The sequence below is a fragment of the Pseudomonas sp. Irchel s3a18 genome (assembly GCF_900187535.1).
In the GTDB taxonomy this organism is placed as follows: domain Bacteria; phylum Pseudomonadota; class Gammaproteobacteria; order Pseudomonadales; family Pseudomonadaceae; genus Aquipseudomonas.
Genome location: NZ_FYDV01000010.1, coordinates 1 through 15,185 on the forward strand (window position 1 = coordinate 1; position 15,185 = coordinate 15,185).

A 15,185-nucleotide genomic window follows, 5' to 3' on the forward strand; every position below is an offset into this window, starting at 1 on the left:
GCGGCTACTCATCGAGGGCCGAGCGCTGTTGCCACAGCGCTCACCATGAGCCCGGATACATTAGCGCAAGCCAGCTTTACCGAAAACAGCCAAAGAGGTTGCAGGAGATGGGCTGACCATACATTTTTTATACGTCACCGCCAGCCTTCATTGAAACAGCGCCGGGACTATTTGAAGACCAGCGCCCCAGGCACATCAACATCCCAAAGCACTCCAGGGTCCTCCACCGTCACCTCCACCACCTTCGCCGAGGCAAACAACGACTTGGCTCCACGATCCCCGGACAACGCCATCAACGCCTTGCCGAACGTCCGCCCGAATCCCACGGGATGCCCAAACTCGCCCCCCTGCACCGGCACACTGATGGTGTCGACTGCAACGCCGTCAACAATCCGCTCGATGCTCGATGGCAAGATAAACGGCATATCCCCCAACACCACCAGCCAGCCCTCAAGCGCCGGACAAACAGCCACGGCCGCCGCCAGGCTGTCCCCCATTCCGGTCGACGCCAGCAGCAGTACTTCACAGCCATACGCTCGCGCCAGTCGCGCCACCTCAGGGCGATCCGGGGTAGTCACCAGCACCCGCCTTCCGACACGTGCAGGCACATTGCGCAGCGCTTGCTCGATCACCGGCCGGACAACACCGTCGCGCCCCTGGCACAGCGCCAACAGCTTGTCCTGATCGGCACCCGCCACCTGACGGTAACGACTGCCCTGTCCGGCCGCGAGAATGATTGCGCCCACCATCAGGCTTCAGCCTGCCGTCGGCCAAACCGGGGACCACTGCATCCGGACGCGTCACGGATTGCCCAGAGCAACGACACCTCCTCGACGACATCCTGTTGAGGATCTTGACCATTGAGCTTCAGGGTAATCATGGGCACGCCTGCCTATCGGAAGGGTTATGGGATAGAGCAATCCACCGCAGCACTGCAACGGTTCGGTACGCGCAGATTGACTCTGGCTAACGGGCACTCTTGCGAAGCCGTGGCTTCGCCAGCAGGCCAGGTTAGCCCGACATCAGCCAAAAAAGCCCCGCTTTGGCATGCGTATGTAGGAGCGAGCGTGCTCGCGATGGACGCTAACGATAACGCGTACCTTCTGATTGAACGCGTTGCTCTTGAATACATCGCGAGCGTGCTCGCTCCTACATAGGTCGGCGTTCGGCTTGAAGCTTGAAGCCTGCCTCAATACTGATTGGGTTCCATTTCCAGTTCGACGTTGAAGCGCTCGGCGATGTCTTTCTGAATGCGTCGGGCCAGGCCGAGCAATTCAAGCCCGGTGGCGGTGCCATAGTTGACCAGCACCAGCGACTGCAAGCGATGCACACCCGCATCCCCCTCGCGAAAGCCCTTCCAGCCCGCTTGCTCGATCAGCCAGCCGGCCGCCAGTTTGACCCGACCGTCGGCTTGCGGATAACCGATCAGGCCCGGATGGGCGAGTCGAAGCTCGGCGGCAAGCGCGGCCGGGACCAACGGGTTCTTGAAGAAGCTGCCGGCATTGCCCAATACCGCGGGATCAGGCAGCTTTTCATTGCGAATGCTGCAGATCGCCTGGCTGACATCCGTCGCGGTCGGGTGTTCGATCCCTTGCTCGGTCAGCCGCTGACGCACCGGACCGTATTCCAGGTGCAAATGCTCGACGCGATCCAGGGCAAAGCGCACCCGCAAAATCAGCCAGCGGCCAACCTGCTGCTTGAACAGGCTGTCCCGGTAGGCAAAGTTGCAGTCGGCCAGGGTGAAATCCCGCAACTCGCCAGTCTGGCGATCCAGTGCGGTCAAACCGGCAAACACGTCCTTGATCTCCACACCGTAGGCGCCAATGTTCTGCATCGGCGCCGCACCGACCGTCCCGGGAATCAGGCTGAGATTCTCAAGGCCCGACAACCCCTGTGCCAGGGTCCACTGCACGAATGGGTGCCAGGTTTCACCCGCCTCGGCCTCGATCACTACCCGACGGCCATCGTCGCTCACTTGACGAATGCCCCGGGTGGCCATGCGCAGCACCAACGCCGGGATATCCGCCGTCAGCAACAGGTTACTGCCACCGCCGATGACCAACAGCGGTATCGCCTGCGCGTGCGAATACGCCAGCGCTTCGCGCACATCGGCATCGCTGTGCGCTTGCGCGAACAGCTGCGCACGAACATCCACGCCAAAGCTGTTGAACGGCTTGAGCGAAACCTGCGGCTGCAGGTGCAAAGTCATAAGCGTCCCTTCAATTCAATCACCAGCAAATCGCAGGCTTGCTCGATCAGGTCCAGCACCTGCTCGAAGCCTTGCTCGCCGTCGTAATAAGGATCCGGCACGTCGTCCACGCTCGACTCATAACGGCGCAGGAACAGATCCAGCTCCGCCCTGCCCTTTGCCGGCTGCAAGGCCTTGAGGTTGCGCAGGTTGCTGCTGTCCATGGCCAGGATCAGGTCGTAGCTGGAGAAATCCGCGCGCGTCACCAGCCGGGCGCGCTGCACGGACAGGTCATAGCCACGGCGCAAGGCTGCTGCCTGGCTTCGCTTGTCCGGCGCCTTGCCGACATGCCAGTCACCCGTGCCCGCGGAAGCCACTTCGACCTGATCGGCCAGCCCCGTTGCACGCAGTTTGTGCCGCAGCACACCCTCGGCCGTGGGCGAACGACAGATGTTGCCCAGGCAGACAAACAAAACCCGCATCAGGCCTCCAGCAGGCGACGAACGCGCTCGAGGTCTTCAAGCGTGTCGACCCCCGGCGGTGGGGCAATCAATGCATCGGCGACATGGATCCGCACGCCGTGCCACAGGGCGCGCAACTGCTCCAGGCACTCGGTGTCTTCCAGCCAGCACGGACCCCAACTGACGAAGTCGTGCAGGAAACCGGCGCGGTAGGCATAGATACCGATATGACGGCGGTACGGTACACCGGCCGGCAAGTGGTCCTGGCTCTTGGCAAAGGCGTCACGCGCCCATGGCAAGGTCGCACGACTGAACGTCAGCGCCAGGCCGTCCAGGTCGCTGACGACCTTGACCACGTTAGGGTTGAACAGGGTTTCGGCGTCTTCAATCGGTTCGGCGAGGGTGGCCATGCGGGCCTCGGTGTGGGCCGCCAGATTGGCGGCGACCTGATCGATCACACTCGGCGGAATCAGCGGCTCGTCACCCTGCACGTTGACCACAATGGCGTCCGGCGCAAGCCCCAACAGGGTGGCGACTTCGGCCAGGCGATCGGTGCCGGAGTTGTGATCGACCCGGGTCATCACCACTTCGGCGCCAAAGGCCTTGCAGGCCTCTTCGATGCGCACATCATCAGTGGCCACCACGACACGCTCGGCACCGCTTTTGCTGGCCTGTTCCCAGACATGCTGGACCATCGGCTTGCCGGCGATCATTTGCAGCGGCTTGCCCGGCAAGCGGGTGGACGCAAAACGCGACGGAATCACCACAGTGAAAGCCGTACTCATTTGTCCAGGCGCTCTTCGGTCGTCAGGGTACGGGCTTCGCTTTCGAGCATCACCGGGATGCCATCACGGATCGGGAAAGCCAGGCCGGCACCTTTGCTGATCAGCTCGGTTTTGTCGGCGCTGAGCTTGAGCGGGCCTTTGCAGACCGGGCAAGCAAGGATATCGAGCAGTTTGGTGTCCATGAAAACTCCCTGGATAAAGCGTGTTAAGGCAAAAGACGTGCGGGTAATAGCCGCATCAGCTGCGTATCGAACCAGGCCACGAAAGCCGGTGATGGCACCGCATCCACCGCCAGGTACCACCAGTCTTGTGCCGCGAAGGACCGGCATTTCACCGCATCCTTTTCAGTCATGACCAATGGCAGCGGCGGCATGAAATTCAACGTCGCCGCGCTGTACTCGGCGTGGTCGGCAAAAGCATGCGCTACAGGCTGCCAGTGTAGCGTTTCAAGGGTATTGAAGAAACGTTGCGGATTACCGATACCCGCCACGGCGTGCAATGCCTGCCCCGCCGGAAAATGCTCAAGGCCGCGACGTTCGCCCGTCAGCAGGTTGACCAGCGCAGTCGGTTGCAGGCGGAAGGCAAAACCCTCGTCGCGATCCGTCTCGGCACCATTGAACAGCACCGCATCGACGCTTTGCAGGCGCTCGATCGGCTCGCGCAGTGGTCCTGCCGGCAGGCAACGCTTGTTGCCCAGCCCACGCGCCGCATCAATCAGCACCAGCTCAAGGTCACGCGCCAGGCGGTAATGCTGCATCCCGTCATCCGACAGGATCAGGTCCAACGGTTCGGCCGCCAGCAACGCCTGAACGGCTCGACTGCGATCGGGGTCGATCATCAAGGGAACGCCGGTGCGCTGAACGATCAACAGGGGTTCATCACCCGCCACCGCCGCGCTCTGCTCTGGCTCGACCCGCCACGGCAGTTGCGGCGGCGTGGCCCCGTAACCGCGACTGACCACGCCCACCCGCAGGCCGGCCCGTTGGCAGTGCTCGATCATCCACAGAATCAAGGGCGTCTTGCCCGTGCCGCCAACGGTAATGTTGCCGACCACGATCAAGGGAATCGGTGGCTGGTAAATCTCACCCTCACCCGCCAGGAACCGCTCACGCTTGGCTGTAACCACGCGCCGGTACAGCCACTCCAGTGGCGCCAAGAGCTTGAGTGCCGGATGGCCGGCGTACCACGCCGCGAGCAAACGATCGGAGATGGCCATCAGGGAGTCGGCGCCGCCTCAACGGTGGTCATGCGCAAATGCGTGAACCCCAGCTTGCCGGCGGCATCCATGGCGGTGATGACCGCCTGGTGCTGCGCCTTGCCATCGGCGCTGATGGACAGCGGCAGCGTGGTGTCGCCATTGGATTCTTTCTTCAAGGCGTCGATCAGACTGGCCAGATCATTCTTGGGCAACAACTGATTGTTGACCGAGAACGCACCTTCGGCGCTGATGGCGACATCCAGCTGCTTGGCCTGCTGGTCTTCGGCGGGGGAACCACTGACCGCTTCCGGCAAGTCGACACGCAACTGGGTTTCCCGGGTAAAGGTGGTGGTCACGACGAAAAACAGCAGCAGGATAAACACCACATCGATCAGCGACGCGAGGTTGATGTCGACATTTTCCCGTGGCTTGCGACGGAATTTCACGCTTTGCCCTCGGCCAGGTCGACATCCCGATCACCCTGCAGCACTTCCACCAGTTTGATGGCTTCCTGCTCCATGCCGACGACGAGCTCATCGATGCGCCGTTGCAGGAAACGGTGGAAGAACACCGCCGGGATACCCACCATCAGGCCCGCGGCCGTGGTGATCAAGGCCTTGGAAATACCACCGGCCAGCACCGAGGCATTGGCAGTCATGCCACCGCCCATGAACGAGCTGAAAATGTCGATCATGCCCAGCACCGTACCCAGCAACCCCAGCAACGGCGCCATGGCGGCGATGGTGCCCAAGGCGTTGATGTAGCGCTCCAGCTCGTGGATCACCCGGGCGGCGGCTTCCTCGATGCATTCCTTCATGATCTCGCGACCATGACGGGAGTTGGCCAGGCCCGCCGCGAGGATCTCTCCCAGCGGCGAGTTGGCGCGCAATTCCTTGAGTTTGTCCTTGTTGAGTTTCTTGTCCTTGATCCAGACCCAGACCTGCCCGAGCAGATGCTCCGGGGTCACACGGCTGGCACGCAGGGTCCACAGGCGCTCGGCGACGATGCCCAATGCCGCGATGGAGCTCAAAATGATCGGCAGCATCATCCAGCCGCCGGATTTGACCAATTCCCACACAGTGACAGTCCCCTCGAAAAAGTGCGCCACTTTACCATACACACTCGACATAGAGGCTCGGCTCACCGACGACCGTGATATCCCCGCCTCCTTCAAGGCGAATGGCTGACGGGCGGCGCCGCGCGCCAGAAGCGTGGTTGCTGGCGCATGGATTCAGCCGGCCCGAACGTCCCGAGACGCACACGCACGGCCCCTTGCTCCACACTGTCGAGGACCTGCACCCCCAACCTGCGGTAACGCGCCACCACTTGGGGATGGGGGTGACCAAAATTGTTGTTGTGACCGCGGGAAATCAGCGCGGCCTTGGGGGCCAGCGCCTCCACAAAGGCTTGCGAAGACGAACTGCGGCTGCCGTGATGGGGGGCCAGCAGCCAATCAGTGGAGACGGCCAACGGGCTCTTGAGCAAGGCCCGTTCGGCATGGGCATCAATGTCGCCCGTCAGCAGAAAACGTTCGCCACCGGCCTCGACCAGCAAGACACAGGAGCGTTGATTGCTGTCACCGGCCCGGTCCCATTGCCACAGCACAAAGCGCACGCCATCCCACTCCCAGTGCTCGCCACTGACGCAAGCCCTGGCCCGCAGCACTTTCGGCAAGCCCTGGAGCTCTCCGCCGATAACCTGTGTTACCGGCAGCCCCCTGTAGACCGAACGCGCGCCCCCAGCGTGATCGGCATGGGCGTGGCTGATCAACATCAGGTCCAGCCGGCGAACCCCCAGCTTGCGCAAGGCCGGCAGGACCACCTGCTCACCCAGATCGAGGTCGCCGAAACCTGGACCTGCGTCATAGAGCAATGTGTGATGACGGGTGCGCACCACCATGGCCAAACCCTGACCGACATCCAGTTGCCAGATTTCAGCCATGCCTTCCGGCACCGTGCTTCGCGGCGGGAACACCAGCACCAGCAGCATCGGCCAGCCCAGCCACCGCAGCGGCACGCCACTGGGCAACAACAGCAAAACGGCGCCAAGGGCCCCCACGCCCCAGGCCCAGGGTGAAATGGCCGGAGCCTGCCATGCCGGCACCTTCCCCGCCGCCAAGGCCAGGCCCTTGAACAATACGTCCAGCAGGCCACCCGCCAGCCATAACAAGCCTTCGCCAACATAAGGCAACGGCAACAGCAGTGTTCCCAGCAACGCCGGGGGCAACACCAGCAGACTGATCCAGGGCACGGCCAGCAGATTGATCAGCGGTCCGGTCAGGCTGACGGGAAGCCCCAGTATCAACAACGCCGGGAACAGGCCGATGGCTATCAACCACTGCGCTCGCGTCCAGGTCTGCCACCAACGCCACGCACCTAGTCGACCGCCAAAGGTGAAGATCAACACCGCCACGGCCACAAACGACAGCCAGAATCCCGGCCGCAAGCTCGCCAGCGGATCCAGCAACAGCACCGCGTTCAGCGCCAGCAGCAACGGCCACCAGGCCCCCAGATGACGAAAACGCAGGCGCCACAACAACACCAGCCCGATCATCACACACGCCCTGCGCACCGGCACCTGGAACCCGGCCAGCACCCCGTAGCCCAGCGCCGCCGTAAACGCCAGACCGCACGCCCACGGCAGCCACGCCAGGCGTCGGGGCCACAGCCCGTAACGCGCCAGCCCGGCAACCAGCAGGTACACCATGCCAGCCAACAAGCCGATATGCTGCCCGGAGATCACCAGCAAGTGCACGGTGCCGGTGTCCTGCAATACGCGCCAGTCATCGCGACTCAATCCGGATCCATCGCCCAGCACCAGCGCCGTCAGCGCAGCCGCGCGCCCCTGGGCGTCCACCGCCAGCAGGCGCTGGCGAATGGCATCACGCCAGGCCCCTTGCGCCGGCCTGAGCAATTGCCCGTCCTTGACCGTTCCCGTGGCACCGATGCGTTGCGCCAACAACCAGGCCTCGTAATCAAAGGCATGGGGATTGAGCAGACCTGCCGGGCGCTTCAACTTCACCGCCAGGCGCCAGCGCTCGCCACTGTTGACCGGCGGGCCGCCGTACCAGGCCAGTCGCATCAGGCTGGGCAACGGCGTACGTCGCGCCTGGCCATCGGCCAATTCGAAACGCACTACGCCCGGGGTTTCTTGCGGCAAGCCGACCACCCGCCCCTCGACCCAGCGGGTTTGACCGTCAAGGTCGGGTGTCAGGCGGTCAGTCAGTGCCCAATGGGCGCTGGCGCATGCCCAGGTGAAACCCAGCAGAAAAAACGCCAGTGCATAGGTGCGAAACGGCAGCAGCATCAGGGCCAGCACCGGTAACGACAGCAACAGCCCGACCGGCGGTAGCACCGGTAAAAAAACCAGGGTCAACAGACCCATCGCGAGCGCCAACATCCCTGTGCGCATAAGCCCGTCCTTGAGAGTTCCCTCTCTTGGATTAGCCGAGTCACAGAGGCCCGCGTTTATTAATTGTCACAAAGTCTGAATTGGCGCTCAGTAGAATCCGGGCATACTTGCCGCTTGATCTGACCGAGAAGCCCTATGCCCCGGCGCTTATTCAAACGCTACATGCCAGACCCGACCAGCATCAAGGAACACAAATCCTTACGCTTTCTCGGCACACTGCTGCATGATCCCAACCTCTGGCACCTCAATCGGCATTCGGTTGCCCGGGCCATGGCCGTGGGTCTGTTCGCCGCCTTTTTGCCGATTCCCATGCAGATGCTAGTGGCGGCCGCCCTTGCGATCTCGGTGCGCGGCAATATTCCGATTGCGGTGAGCCTGGTCTGGCTGACCAATCCGATCACCATGCCCGTGGTGTTTTTCTGCACCTATCAGACCGGCGCCTGGCTGATGAATGTACCGGCGCGCAGCCTGCCGGACGAACTGACCTGGGAATGGATCAGCGGCGAACTGGCGAGCCTTTGGCAGCCGTTCCTGCTGGGATCGGTGGTGGCGGGCCTGGTGCTGGGTGCCCTGGCCTACTGCATGACCATGACCTACTGGCGCTGGTGGGTCAGCCGGCAATGGACGCGGCGTAAGAAAAGTCGGCTGTAGCAGCTGCAAGCTGCAAGCTGCAAGCTGCAAGCTGCAAGCCAAATCAACAGCTTGAGGCTTGTAGCTTGCAACTTGAAGCTTACGTCCTCATCCCCCGCCCGCTGACCAGCAGCCGCGCACAGCCGACGTACAGCACCACGGTGGCAACCAGCATGAAGGTGATGGCGATGCTGATCCTGATGTCCGAGACGCCCAGGATACCGTAGCGGAAAGCGTTGACCATGTGCAGCACCGGGTTGGCCAACGACACCGTCTGCCAGAACGGCGGCAACAGGCTGATCGAGTAGAACACCCCGCCCAGGTAAGTCAGCGGCGTCAACACGAAGGTCGGGATAATCGAGATATCGTCGAAGTTGCGCGCAAAGACCGCGTTGATAAACCCCAGCAACGAGAAGATCGTCGCCGTCAGCACCACCACCAGGATAGTCACCCCCAGGTGATGCACCTGAAGGTCAGTGAAGAACAGCGACAGCAAGGTCACGATGATCCCGACCATCAACCCGCGCAGCACACCGCCCAGGGTGTAGCCGATCAGGATGGTGTGGGGCGAAACCGGTGACACCATCAGTTCTTCGATGGAGCGCTGGAACTTGCTGCCGAAGAAACTCGACACCACGTTGCCGTAGGAGTTGGTGATCACCGACATCATGATCAGGCCCGGCACGATGTACTCCATATAGGTGAAGCCACCCATATCGCCGATCTGCCGACCAATGAGGTTACCGAAGATCACGAAGTACAAGACCATGGTAATAGCCGGCGGCAGCAGCGTCTGCGGCCAGATCCGGGTAAAGCGCCGGACCTCGCGGTAAACGATGGTGTTGAGTGCGACGAGGTTGGGTTGCAGTTCGGAACTCATACGGCCACCTTCGCCAGGTTTTTCTCCACCAGGGACACGAACAGCTCCTCGAGGCGATTGGTTTTGTTACGCAGGCTCAGCACTTCGATGTTCTGCGTGGCCAGTTGACCGAACAGCGCCGTGATGCCAGCGGCCTTATCGACCTGGACTTCCAGGGTATGGCTGTCCAGCAGGCGGCTCGGGTAGCCGATCAGCTGCGGCGCGACCTTCATGTCGTGCTTGAGGTCCAGCAGGAAGGTTTCGACATGCAGTTGGCCGAGCAGGTTACGCATGCTGGTGTTTTCGACGATCGTGCCGTGGTCGATGATGCCGATGTTGCGGCACAGCTGTTCAGCCTCCTCCAGATAATGGGTGGTGAGGATGATGGTGATGCCTTTCTGGTTCAGCTCGGTCAGGAAGCTCCACATCGAGCGACGCAATTCGATGTCCACGCCGGCGGTCGGTTCGTCGAGGATCAGCAGGCGTGGCTCGTGTACCAGCGCCCGGGCAATCATCAGGCGACGCTTCATGCCGCCCGACAGCGAGCGCGACGGCACATCGCGCTTGTCCCACAGACCGAGTTGGGTCAGGTACTGCTCGGCACGTTCCTTGGCAACCCTGGACGGAATGCCGTAGTAACCCGCCTGGGTCACCACGATATCGAAGGTCTTTTCGAACTGGTTGAAGTTGAATTCCTGTGGCACCACCCCGATGCTGCGCTTGAGCGCGGCCGGGTTGCGGTCCAGGTCGTGGCCAAAGATATTCACCGTGCCGCTGGTCTTGTTCACCAGGGTTGAAAGAATGCCGATGGTCGTGGATTTGCCGGCGCCATTGGGGCCGAGCAAGGCGAAAAAGTCACCTTCGACGACATCCAGATCGATACCACTCAGGGCCTGGAAACCGTTGCCGTAGGTTTTGGTTAGCTGCCGGATGGACAGAGCAGAACTCATATCGGATTTACGCACCAAGAAGGGGAAGTAAGGAACAAGTAAGGGCGGCGGCGAGCAAGACAACCGCGACGCATGAGCGCAATGGTGCTTGGCGGCGCCGCACAAGTACAGTCACCTGTGTTGATAGTCAGTATTAAGTCAACGCAGTCATGACCGCTTTTTGATAGGCCGGGCGCGGCTTCAAACGCTGGTACCAGGCGTGCAGGTGCGGTTGCGGTGCACGCTCGATCGGCATTTCGAACCAGGCATAAATGAAGCTGCCCAAGGGAATGTCGCCCATGCCGATGTCATCACCGGACAGATAAGGCTGGTCGGCCAGTGCCCGGTCGGCCATCGACAGCAAGCCATCGCAGGTAGCGATGGCGGCCTTGATCGCGATCCAGTCCTGTTGTTCGGCCGGCGTGCGCAACACGCCCCAGAACACCGTGCGAAACGGGTCGGCAAAGCTGGACGTGGTCCAGTCCATCCACTTTTCCGCTGTCGCGCGGGCCTGCAGGTCGGCCGGATACCAGGACGAACCACTGGCATGACGGGCCATGAGGTAGCGTACGATGGTGTTCGACTCCCACAACACGAAGCCGTCATCCTCAATGACCGGTATGCGACCATTGGGGTTCATCGCCCGATATTCCGGGGTATCGACCACACCGAAGGCGCCGCCTGCGTCCACGGCCTGATAATTCAGGCCAAGCTCCTCGGCCGCCCACAACGCCTTCCTGACATTCGATGAATTCTTCCGTCCCCAGATCTTCAGCATGACCGCCCCTCAATGGATGAATGCCGAGGGAGTCTACGCCGGATCAGGCCCGGCTCAAATCGCTCTGCATATCACCCAGCAAGGCTGGCGACTGATCGCCGAACAAATGCGGATAGCACTGCTCAAGGTGCTTGAAAAAGAAATCCTCGGGCACATCGACAAACTGGCCATGGTCGACCAGGTACTCCATCGACTGCAGTCCCTGGCGATTGAAGGGGTGAAACACGCTATCGTTGCGCCCATCGAACTCCAGCGGTGGCACATCGAACAATTCGCAGAGCCTGGCATTGAACGCCGGCGTAGCCTTGACCCAGCGCCCCTGCAGATACAGTTCGGTATAACCGTGCATGGCGAACACATCGCTCCTGAGTAGCTCGATCAGGCGCGGCGTCGACAAGTGATTGCGGACGTCCGCCAGGCCGATGCGTGCGGGGATGCCGCAATGCCGGGCACAGCCTGCCAATAGCGTGGCCTTGGGCACGCAGTAGCTTTCGCCGGTCGCCAGCGCATAGCTGCCACGCAAGGTCGCCGGATCACGACTGAAGGTATAGGGGTTGTAGCGCACCGCCTCGCGCACCGCGCCATACAGGTTGATTGCCTGCTCGATCGGGTCACGGCTGCTGCCACGGTGTTTTTCGGCGAACTCCACCACCGCAGGGTGGTCACTATCGATGAAGCGGCCGGGACTCAGATACTCGTGCATGAGAACAATCTCCTGGAGAAGCCCCGAGTCTAGCGACACCTTCAGCACAGAGATAACGACATTTCGGCCAAACATCAGCGTTTGTTGCGTGCTCTTCCAAGGTTTTCGTCGGCCCCGGCAACGCTGCCACCCACCCTGTTTCCTGCCTGTTCAAACACACCGCGCGCACTGCCCCCTTTTACAGATGCCGTCTACGCTCTGGAGGTGGTTTTGCCCTTGGTTTCACGGAGGATTGACTATGTTGCTGTTGTGGATACTGGTACTGGTGTTCGGGATTGCCTGGCTGGCTCACCGCCGCACCGCGCCCCTGCCCGCCCTGGGCATCATTGCGGTCTACCTGGTGGCGATGAGCGTCTTGAGTCGCGCACCCGGCTGGTTGCTATTGATATTCTGGATCATGCTCGCGGTCGTGGCCGCTCCCCTGCTGCTGCCAGACCTGCGCCGCAAGTTGTTCAGTGCGCCGCTGTTCAGCTGGTTCCAGAAAACCCTGCCACCGATGTCACAAACCGAACGCGACGCGATCGATGCCGGCACGGTCTGGTGGGATGGTGAGCTGTTCAGCGGTCGCCCGGACTGGAACAAACTGCTGGCCTACCCCAAGGCGCAGTTGAGCGAAGAAGAGCAAGCCTTCATCGATGGTCCGACTGAAGCGTTGTGCGCGATGGTCAGCGACTGGCGCATCGGCCAGACCATGGACCTGCCGACCGAGGCCTGGGCGCACATCAAGCAGAACGGTTTTTTTGCCCTGATCATTCCCAAAGAGTATGGCGGCAAGGGATTTTCGGCCTTCGCCAACTCGCAAGTGGCGATGAAGCTGGCCACCCGCAGTGGCGACCTGGCGTCCACCGTGATGGTCCCCAACTCCCTTGGCCCGGCCGAACTGCTCCTGCACTACGGCACCGAAGCACAACGAAACCACTACCTGCCCCGACTGGCGCGCGGCGATGACATCCCCTGTTTCGCGCTGACCGGCCCCCTGGCTGGCTCCGACGCAGGCTCGATGCCCGACACCGGGGTGGTCTGCAAAGGCCAATGGCAAGGCCAGGAAACCCTGGGCCTGCGGTTGAACTGGGAAAAGCGCTACATCACCCTGGGACCGGTCGCCACCCTGCTCGGCCTGGCATTCAAGGCCTATGACCCGGACCATCTGCTGGGCGACCAGGAAGACCTGGGCATCAGCCTCGCGCTGGTCCCCACCGATATCGCCGGCGTGGAAATCGGCCGCCGTCATCTGCCCCTCGGCGCCTCCTTCATGAACGGCCCGAACTCAGGCAAGGACGTGTTCGTACCGCTGGATTTCATCATCGGCGGCCAGGAAATGCTCGGCAAGGGCTGGATGATGCTGATGAACTGCCTGTCGGTCGGGCGTTCGATTTCGCTGCCGGCCGTCGGCACCGGTGCCGCCAAGTTCACCAGCCTGGTGACGGGCCAGTACGCGCAGGTCCGCGAGCAGTTCAACGTCCCGCTCGCGGCCTTCGAAGGCATTCAGGAAGCCATGGCGCGTATCGGTGGTAACGCCTGGATGATGGACGCGGCGCGCATGCTCACGGCCACCGCGCTGGACCTTGGAGAAAAGCCATCGGTGCTGTCGGCAGTCCTCAAGTACCACCTCACCGAGCGCGGGCGCGAATGCATCAGCCATGCGATGGATGTCCACGGTGGCAAGGCGATCATCATGGGCCCCAACAACTACCTGGGTCGCAGCTGGAACGGCGCGCCAATCTTCATCACTGTCGAAGGCGCGAACATTCTATCGCGCAACCTGATGATCTTCGGCCAAGGCGCGATCCGCAGCCATCCATTCGTACTCCAGGAAATGGCCCTCGCCAGCCGCGAAGACAAGGACCAGGCGCTCAAGGAGTTCGATGGCCTGTTGCTCAGGCACATCGGATTTGCCTTGGGTAACGCCGCCAGCACCCTGATGCTCAACCTCGGTGTTGGCCACTTCGAACGCGCTCCGGGAGACAGGCTCAGCCAGCGCTACTGCCGAGCCCTCAACCGTCAGGCCGCGGCCTTCGCCCTGCTGGCCGACCTGAGCATGATGCTGCTGGGGGGTGAACTGAAACGTCGCGAACGCCTGTCGGCCCGCCTGGGCGATGTACTGAGCAACCTGTACCTGGCCTCCGCTGCGCTCAAGCGTTATCACGACCTCGATTCGCCGCAGCACATGACGCCCCTGTTTACCTGGGCCATGGAGGAAAGCCTGGGACAGTCCGAGCGCGCGCTCGATGAATTGCTGAGCAACTTCCCGAGCAAGGTATTGGGCTGCCTGCTACGGGTCATCGTGTTTCCGTTCGGGCGGCGCCACAAGGGCCCGTCGGACACTCTCGCGGCCGAGGTGGCGGCGGTGATCGGTCGCGCCAAAGGCGATCCGACCCTCGAAGAACTGCTGGGCGGTTGCTACCGTCCACAATCGCTCGAGGACCCGGTCGGCGCCCTGCAACAGGCCTGCGACCTGTTGAGCGCTGTACAGCCGCTGCAGAAAAAGCTGCACAACGCACTCAGGAGCGGGCAGTTCAAACCGGCTGCCGGAGAGCCCCTCATCGATGCCGCGCTGGAAGCCGGCGTGCTGCAACTGATAGAGGCGCAAAGCCTGCGCGAGGCCGAAGTGGCGCGGCGTAAAGTGATCGATGTCGATGACTTTTCCAAGGAGCAGCTGGAGCTGGCAGAGGGCAAGATCCGATAAAGCAACGGCACGCCCAGCGGTTCAATGATGAAATGCGGGCGTCGGAGCTATATACTCCGGCGCCCGTTTTGCTTTAGTTCTAGAGGACTCCCGTTATGCTCGACCAAACTCTCGTCCAGCTCGACCTCCTGCGCAGTATTCTGGTCGCTGTCGGTGAAGCCGAGCAGGTTCCGGAAGAAAGCCACGCGCTGTTTCTGGAGCGCTTCGACGAACTGCGCGCCTCGTTGCCGATCGATCCGATCGAAAGCCAGTACCTGGGCCAGGACCTGCTGTGCCAGGTGATCCAACGCTACCCGCAAATTGCCCACCTGGTACCACGGGACCTGCTGTGGTACTTCGCCGGCGACTGCCTGCACTACATGCCAGACGATGAAATCGACCTGTACCAGGCCCTCGAAGAACGTCGTTATGAAGCCGAGCAGAACGATGAGCCGTTTGACTGGAACCAGGAAAAGCAACTGCTGGCCCTGTCGAACCAGGACAGCAAGCACTGATCTGCGCTCAGTGACGCAACAGGCCCGTACGGTTCGACCGGCGGGCCTTTTTTGTGGGCATGA

Annotated in this window: 16 protein-coding genes and 1 pseudogene; 3 read left to right on the forward strand and 14 right to left on the reverse strand. The window is 61.9% G+C overall.

Annotated features, from left to right (window positions below; translation table 11 throughout):
• Positions 1–167: 167 nt before the first annotated feature.
• The 10 genes and pseudogenes from CKW29_RS15065 to CKW29_RS15110 form a co-directional block, all read right to left on the reverse strand.
• Positions 168–749 carry an NTP transferase domain-containing protein gene (locus tag CKW29_RS15065; RefSeq protein WP_095148785.1) on the reverse strand — a complete coding sequence of 194 codons (582 nt, stop codon included), beginning with the start codon at positions 747–749 and terminating at the stop codon, positions 168–170.
• Between the two features lie 20 nt (positions 750–769).
• Positions 770–880, reverse strand: a pseudogene (locus CKW29_RS26075) ((2Fe-2S)-binding protein); the annotation flags it as partial.
• Between the two features lie 309 nt (positions 881–1,189).
• Complete coding sequence (murB, locus tag CKW29_RS15075; protein WP_095148786.1) at positions 1,190–2,209, reverse strand: UDP-N-acetylmuramate dehydrogenase; 1,020 nt, start codon at positions 2,207–2,209, stop codon at positions 1,190–1,192.
• The gene (locus tag CKW29_RS15080; protein WP_095143746.1) at positions 2,206–2,670 is read right to left on the reverse strand and encodes a low molecular weight protein-tyrosine-phosphatase; all 465 of its coding nucleotides are present in this window, start codon (positions 2,668–2,670) and stop codon (positions 2,206–2,208) included. The genes murB and CKW29_RS15080 overlap by 4 nt, the downstream gene beginning before the upstream one ends.
• A complete protein-coding gene (kdsB, locus tag CKW29_RS15085) occupies positions 2,670–3,434 on the reverse strand; it encodes a 3-deoxy-manno-octulosonate cytidylyltransferase (RefSeq protein ID WP_095143747.1) in 765 nt (254 codons plus the stop codon). The genes CKW29_RS15080 and kdsB overlap by 1 nt, the downstream gene beginning before the upstream one ends.
• Positions 3,431–3,616, reverse strand: a complete 186-nt coding sequence (locus CKW29_RS15090) for a Trm112 family protein (RefSeq protein WP_095078806.1) — start codon at positions 3,614–3,616, stop codon at positions 3,431–3,433. Before CKW29_RS15090 ends, kdsB begins: the two co-directional genes overlap by 4 nt.
• 23 nt (positions 3,617–3,639) lie before the next feature.
• On the reverse strand, positions 3,640–4,650 hold the full coding sequence (lpxK, locus tag CKW29_RS15095) for a tetraacyldisaccharide 4'-kinase (protein WP_095143748.1): 1,011 nt from the start codon (positions 4,648–4,650) through the stop codon (positions 3,640–3,642).
• Positions 4,650–5,078, reverse strand: a complete 429-nt coding sequence (locus tag CKW29_RS15100; protein WP_095078804.1) for a biopolymer transporter ExbD — start codon at positions 5,076–5,078, stop codon at positions 4,650–4,652. The genes lpxK and CKW29_RS15100 overlap by 1 nt, the downstream gene beginning before the upstream one ends.
• Positions 5,075–5,710, reverse strand: a complete 636-nt coding sequence (locus CKW29_RS15105; RefSeq protein ID WP_172736474.1) for a MotA/TolQ/ExbB proton channel family protein — start codon at positions 5,708–5,710, stop codon at positions 5,075–5,077. Before CKW29_RS15105 ends, CKW29_RS15100 begins: the two co-directional genes overlap by 4 nt.
• 92 nt (positions 5,711–5,802) lie before the next feature.
• A complete protein-coding gene (locus CKW29_RS15110) occupies positions 5,803–8,043 on the reverse strand; it encodes a DNA internalization-related competence protein ComEC/Rec2 (protein ID WP_095143749.1) in 2,241 nt (746 codons plus the stop codon).
• Between the two features lie 135 nt (positions 8,044–8,178).
• On the opposite strand from CKW29_RS15110, the gene CKW29_RS15115 reads away from it, so the two are divergent.
• Positions 8,179–8,694, forward strand: a complete 516-nt coding sequence (locus CKW29_RS15115; protein ID WP_095143750.1) for a DUF2062 domain-containing protein — start codon at positions 8,179–8,181, stop codon at positions 8,692–8,694.
• 79 nt (positions 8,695–8,773) lie between these two features.
• Here the strand turns inward: CKW29_RS15115 and CKW29_RS15120 are convergent, their stop codons facing one another.
• The 4 genes from CKW29_RS15120 to CKW29_RS15135 form a co-directional block, all read right to left on the reverse strand.
• Positions 8,774–9,553 (reverse strand): ABC transporter permease, encoded by a 780-nt coding sequence (locus tag CKW29_RS15120; protein WP_095143751.1) that lies wholly within the window; start codon positions 9,551–9,553, stop codon positions 8,774–8,776.
• Positions 9,550–10,482 (reverse strand): ABC transporter ATP-binding protein, encoded by a 933-nt coding sequence (locus CKW29_RS15125; RefSeq protein WP_095143752.1) that lies wholly within the window; start codon positions 10,480–10,482, stop codon positions 9,550–9,552. The genes CKW29_RS15120 and CKW29_RS15125 overlap by 4 nt, the downstream gene beginning before the upstream one ends.
• A 133-nt stretch (positions 10,483–10,615) precedes the next feature.
• Positions 10,616–11,239, reverse strand: coding sequence for a glutathione S-transferase family protein (locus CKW29_RS15130; protein WP_095143753.1), 624 nt, complete (start codon positions 11,237–11,239; stop codon positions 10,616–10,618).
• Between the two features lie 43 nt (positions 11,240–11,282).
• Entirely contained in the window at positions 11,283–11,942 is a 660-nt protein-coding gene (locus CKW29_RS15135; protein ID WP_095143754.1) for a transglutaminase family protein, read from the reverse strand.
• A gap of 238 nt (positions 11,943–12,180) precedes the next feature.
• Between CKW29_RS15135 and CKW29_RS15140 the strand changes: the two genes are divergently transcribed.
• Together CKW29_RS15140 and CKW29_RS15145 are read left to right on the forward strand one after the other, a co-directional pair.
• On the forward strand, positions 12,181–14,628 hold the full coding sequence (locus CKW29_RS15140) for an acyl-CoA dehydrogenase (RefSeq protein ID WP_095148787.1): 2,448 nt from the start codon (positions 12,181–12,183) through the stop codon (positions 14,626–14,628).
• Positions 14,629–14,723: 95 nt separating this feature from the next.
• The gene (locus CKW29_RS15145; protein ID WP_095143756.1) at positions 14,724–15,122 is read left to right on the forward strand and encodes a PA2817 family protein; all 399 of its coding nucleotides are present in this window, start codon (positions 14,724–14,726) and stop codon (positions 15,120–15,122) included.
• The last annotated feature ends 63 nt before the right edge of the window (positions 15,123–15,185 follow it).